This is a genomic window from Mesorhizobium sp. M1E.F.Ca.ET.063.01.1.1 (assembly GCF_003998155.1).
Classification (GTDB): domain Bacteria; phylum Pseudomonadota; class Alphaproteobacteria; order Rhizobiales; family Rhizobiaceae; genus Mesorhizobium.
In genome coordinates, this window is record NZ_RZSC01001590.1 from 1 (window position 1) to 465 (window position 465).

At 59.8% G+C, this 465-nt stretch carries 1 protein-coding gene; it reads right to left on the minus strand.

The genetic code is table 11. The features are described 5' to 3' along the window. The coding region (locus EOA29_RS39945; RefSeq protein ID WP_127222581.1) for an HAD family hydrolase at positions 1 to 465 on the minus strand (465 nt) is incomplete at both ends.

Sequence of the window (465 nt, forward strand, 5' to 3'; positions counted from 1 at the left end):
CTCCACGAAGAGATCGGTCTGCTGGACGCCTGCGAAAAGTCCGCTCTTTGTCAGTTTCGACAGGTCTTCACCGGTCATGATCCTGTCAGCCCGCAGGCCGAGTGCGTCAACAAGGTGCGCGGTGACGTAACGGTTGTCACCCGAAATGACCTTCACGGTAATGCCGCGGTGAGCGAGTGCCGCCAGCGTCTCCATGACGCCGTCCTTCGGCGGATCGAGGAAGAGCAGGAAGCCAGCGAACGTCAGATCGGTCTCCTCCTTCCTAGATCCGGCGCCCTGGCTTTTGATGTGGCGGATTGCCACTCCCAGGACACGATAGCCGTCCGCGCTCCATCGTCGGAACTTCTCGTCGATTGCGGCGCGAAGCGTGTCGTCCAAGGGTTGTGACCCTTTTGCGGTTCGAACAAACCCACAGGCGTTCAGGACATTCTGCACTGCGCCTTTTGTGATCAGGAGGTCTTCGGC